This window comes from Pararcticibacter amylolyticus (genome assembly GCF_003130405.1).
GTDB classification, from domain to species: domain Bacteria; phylum Bacteroidota; class Bacteroidia; order Sphingobacteriales; family Sphingobacteriaceae; genus Arcticibacter; species Arcticibacter amylolyticus.
The window spans coordinates 1-4488 of the sequence record NZ_QEAS01000004.1; the positions used below are offsets into that span (position 1 = coordinate 1).

A 4488-nucleotide genomic window follows, 5' to 3' on the forward strand; every position below is an offset into this window, starting at 1 on the left:
TCTTAATTTCCCGCTTGTCAAAGGGCGTATGCTTTCCCTCTCTCTCTGACTTCGCTTTCCTTCTTTTACTTTCCATACACTTTTTAATTTGTGTATAGCTTTTTTAGGAATGGACACCTGAAGTCTATGGTAAAGGGTAGTGCTCAATTAAGTGTGTCGGTAGTGCTCAATTAAGTGTGTCAGCTTTTAGAAACGGTCTCGTAAAGAATTACGCCGGATGATTTATGATATCGGTGGGTAAGGATCAGTTACTTGTTAATTTGCTATATTGTTTGGGTTTAACTCCGATCACTTCTTCAAATACTTTGGCGAAATGGCCGAGGTTTGAAAAGCCAAGCTGATAACCCACTTCGGAAACGGACAATCGTTCTTCTTTCAGCAAGCGGGCCGCTTCCTGCATTCTGAAATTTTGGAAATACTGAAATATGCTCTTACCGAAAACCTGATTAAACAGTCTTTTAAGTTTGCTTTCGCTCATACCGGAAAAGTGGGATAGTTCAGCAATGGAAGGTGCTTGTTCAAGGTCTTGCAATAGACGTTCTTTCACCTGATAGAGCATTTTGATATCGGCAATATTCAAACCGTACACTTTCTTCTCATCCCTGCTGACAAGTGCAATCAGTAACTGGCAAATGAGTTCCTGTGTTTTTAGTTTGTAGTAAAAATTCCGAAGCAACAGTGGAACGTCAGCAGTCACGATATTATCAACAACTTTCAACAGCGGAGCAACTACAATTTCCTCAAACAACAGAGGCTGTTTATTTTCCAAAATGGTGTTCACCAAAGGGTGATTAATGCGTGTCCCAATCAATTCTCTCAGGTACCCGGCATCAATTCCCAACACAATAGAATTCTGAACTGTGTTTTTGGGTACAAAAACGGCGTTCAATCCCTGGGTGGTAATCTGTACGGAGGGCTGTAATTTGGAACTGGCTGGTGTCCTGGCTGTCTTGATAATATGCTGAAAATTAAATATCAGCATATTTGACGGCTGATTTCTGCGGCTGATAGCAAAGTCATGGTGCAGCTCGTAGTCCCGTATCATCATTCGCAACCGTTCATCGAAATTAAAGCCCTGAATATAACCCACTCCAAACTCTTCAGGAATTTCCACTCTTCCGTTTTCAACGATGCTGCCCACTTCTCTCGCAAAAGCATCGAGCATTCCCAGTCCGTCTTTTGATTCAAGTTTGATTTTCATAATGACCGTTTATGAGTATTATTAAGACAAAGTACGCTATTTTGCTTCATTATGCTGCAGTAATTTTGCTTCATAATTAAAAGAGATGATAGCGCAATTACTAAATGCAAGTAAAGTTTATGATTCGCCGACAGGAAAAATGGCCGTTTTAGACGACTGTACTCTCAAAATTAATCAGGGAGAACTTTTGTTGATCATTGGTCCATCTGGTTCGGGTAAAACAACGTTGCTTTCTTTATTGGGCTGCCTTATAAACCCTACAGAAGGCGTTCTAGAGATAGATGGTAAAACGACTAATACCTTATCTGCTGTGGAAATGGCAGCCATCCGACTGAAAACTATCGGATTTGTTTTTCAGCAATTCAATTTGCTGGCTCCGCTTACAGCCGAGGGCAATATTGCATTTCCCTTAAAAATGCTCGGCTTAAAATCGTCGGAAATTAAAAAGCGGACAACCGACGCCCTTGAAAAAGTAAATATGCTGGACCACCGCAAAAAGCTTCCACGACAATTATCGGGGGGGCAACAGCAGCGTATCGCCATTGCCAGGGCATTGGTGACCGACCCTAAGATTATTCTGTGTGACGAGCCGACTGCTTCACTGGACAAAGACAGCATCTACATTGTAATGGAAGAGCTGAAGCAACTCGCCAAAAGTGGTAAAGCGGTAGCGGTGGTAACGCATGATCCCCGGTTGGCTTCGTATGCCGACCGGGCAATAGAAATAAACAACGGCAAAATATCGGTGGTGCAGGCTGCCGATGCAATGAAACATTAATACACTCAAATTTTTAGCGATGAAAACTAAAATGACTATACCCTTTTCAGGAATCATGATGGCGCTGGCGCTGGTTTCCTGTTCCGGCGAAAATAAAAATGACGATCCTGTAAGTAAAAATGATACTGTTTCTAAAAAGGTGGCCATCCATATGGTGGTCGGAATCGCCCGGATCGAGCCCGAAAAAGGCTTGCTGAATATCTATGCCAATGCCAATGGGCGCATTTCCAAAATTGCCGCTTCCGAAAACCAGGTCGTGAGCAAAGGAAGCGACCTGGTCTTGCTGGATAACCAGACGGATCAGGCTTTACTGGACATAGAACAAAGCAAGGCTCCGGCACAAAGAGCAGCCATTCTCTCGGCGCAGCAAAATGCGAAAGCGATGCTTAGCGATCTTGAAAAGGCGCAAAAGGATGTAGCTTTAAACGAACAGTTATTTAAGAGCAAAGCGATCACTGAGCAGGCACTTAACGATAGTAAGTCAAAAGTCAACAGGCTTCAATACGATTACCAGAAACTCATAGCCGACATCGGCCAGCAGAAAAGCAAGGTGCAGGAGATTGATGCGAATATCAAATACAGGAAAGCGATCTTATCTGACCGGCAAATAAAGTCGGCTTTTTCAGGTAGGGTACTGCAATGGGACGTTCACCCGGGAGATTATGTAACGCCTGGACAAAAGCTTGGGCAGTTTGCTCCTGATGGTCCGCTGATCGCCGTAACTGAAGTGGATGAGCTTTTCTCGGATAAAGTAGAGAAGGGAATGAAGGCGGAGGTATTCTCACAAATGAACGGGCAAAAAATAGGGAGTGGTACCGTCACTTATATCGCCGGATTTCTGAAGAAAAAATCACTTTTCTCTGATGAGAACAGTGTAGAAGACAGGCGCGTGAGAGAAGTGAAAGTACTGCTTAATGCCGGTTCACAAGTTAATATCAATAATAAAGTGGATTGTAAGATCTACCTAAAATAAGCGGTTATGTGGAATACAGCATTGCGTTTTATGTCGTACGACAAGGCCAAGCTCATCGGAATCTTGTGCGGTATTGTGATTTCCATTTTCCTGATCGGCGCACAACTTGGTATCCTGAATAATATTCTTGATATGAGCCTGGGAATTGTAAAGGGAAATAAGGAGTATATCTATGCCGTAGATAAAAAAAGCACTTCTTCCACCTCGCTGGTCAATGTCGACAAGCGTGTGGGCAACGAATTGCTATCTATTCCAGGTGTGGATAAAGTTTATCCGGTTGTTGTAGCGGGCGGAACTACCAAATTTAAATCGGGTGGTACGGCCATGGCACAAATCATCGGCGTTCAATATCCCGAGATGGCCGGGGCTCCTGCCTTCTACACGCATGAAACGGATTTGAACAATCTTCAGAATGAGGGTGCCGTCATAATTGATGCAGGAGATGTGGAAAATATGGAAAACATCAAAATGGGCGAACATTTCAGGCTTAATGACAAGCGGGTTTTTGTGAGTGGGATGTCTGTAAATAATGCGGGATTGGGGCAATACAATATCATCACGACGGTGGAACGGGCACGGCAACTGACTGGTTTTAGCAGCAATAGCGTGAGCGCCTTCCTGGTTAAAAGCATTTCTGCAGACAGTACAGAAATCAGAAAAGTGGTGAAAGAGATTAACAGGACTATTCCGGCAGTGAAAGCTTACACTGGTGAAGACTTTTCGGAAGTCTCCGTCGAGTATGTAAAAACGGCAAGTGGCATTGTAGCGAATTTCTACCTGATGATCGGCTTCTCGCTGCTTACAGGAATCATCATTGTAGGATTAACGATGTTCTCTTCCGTGAACGACCATATCCGCGACTACGGAACCATCAAAGCCATTGGAGGAAGCAACTTCCTTATTGCAAAACTCATCCTCTGGCAGTGCCTGATCTATGCCCTGATGGGCTTCGTTGCTTCTTTGGCTTTGCTTTACGGTTTGCAGGCGGCAATGGCAGCAGTTAATCAGGTTATTATCTATTCACCGGCTTTATTGATGGGGTTGTTTCTCGTCACGTTTGCCATCAGCCTCATCGGCAATGTTTTTTCGATGCGAAAGATCTTCAAACTGGAACCGGTACAAATTTTCAGAATGTAAATGAAGAATCAGATGAAAGAAAGAATTTTTATACTAATGGGTATACTGATAGCAGTAGCCTCTCATTCACAAACTCTGCCACCAAAACAATTGTCGCTGGCTCAGGCTATGCAAACAGCTATTGAAAGACGTTACGACGTGAAGGCGAATAAGCTCGACGTAGATATTGCATCGAATAAGATATCTAAGTCAAGAAACGAATGGCTGCCGGCTCTTAAAGCGGAAGGGGAGGTACGTTACAATGCACAACTGCAGACGATGATACTGGATGGTTTTGGCGGCAATGGGGGCAAGGAAAGGATCGAGGTAGGGACCACCAATTTTACTACGCTCAGTCTCGACCTTTCGCAGAATATTTACAAACCGGGTTTAAAAGCGGATATCAATATTGCGAAAGCT

At 43.7% G+C, this 4488-nt stretch carries 5 protein-coding genes; 4 read left to right on the top strand and 1 reads right to left on the bottom strand.

The genetic code is table 11. The features are described from left to right. Positions 1–244: 244 nt before the first annotated feature. Positions 245–1201: a helix-turn-helix domain-containing protein gene (locus DDR33_RS05870; protein WP_109414855.1), complete on the bottom strand. Its 957-nt coding sequence runs from the start codon at positions 1199–1201 to the stop codon at positions 245–247. An 85-nt stretch (positions 1202–1286) separates the two neighbouring features. Here DDR33_RS05870 and DDR33_RS05875 point away from each other — a divergent pair, with 85 nt between their 5' ends. The 4 genes from DDR33_RS05875 to DDR33_RS25740 all read left to right on the top strand — a co-directional run. Beyond that, complete coding sequence (locus DDR33_RS05875) at positions 1287–1979, top strand: ABC transporter ATP-binding protein (protein ID WP_109414856.1); 693 nt, start codon at positions 1287–1289, stop codon at positions 1977–1979. A gap of 19 nt (positions 1980–1998) precedes the next feature. Beyond that, a complete protein-coding gene (locus DDR33_RS05880; RefSeq protein ID WP_109414857.1) occupies positions 1999–2952 on the top strand; it encodes an HlyD family secretion protein in 954 nt (317 codons plus the stop codon). 6 nt (positions 2953–2958) lie between these two features. Continuing rightward, positions 2959–4089, top strand: a complete 1131-nt coding sequence (locus DDR33_RS05885) for an ABC transporter permease (protein ID WP_109414858.1) — start codon at positions 2959–2961, stop codon at positions 4087–4089. Positions 4090–4101: 12 nt separating this feature from the next. Beyond that, on the top strand, positions 4102–4488 hold a 387-nt coding region (locus DDR33_RS25740; protein WP_158280646.1), incomplete at its 3' end, for a TolC family protein.

Coding starts and splice junctions, on each gene's coding strand:
- DDR33_RS05870 (WP_109414855.1), bottom strand. CDS start 1,201: ATGAAAATCAAACTTGAATCAAAAGACGGACTGGGAATGCTCGATGCT.
- DDR33_RS05875 (WP_109414856.1), top strand. CDS start 1,287: ATGATAGCGCAATTACTAAATGCAAGTAAAGTTTATGATTCGCCGACA.
- DDR33_RS05880 (WP_109414857.1), top strand. CDS start 1,999: ATGAAAACTAAAATGACTATACCCTTTTCAGGAATCATGATGGCGCTG.
- DDR33_RS05885 (WP_109414858.1), top strand. CDS start 2,959: ATGTGGAATACAGCATTGCGTTTTATGTCGTACGACAAGGCCAAGCTC.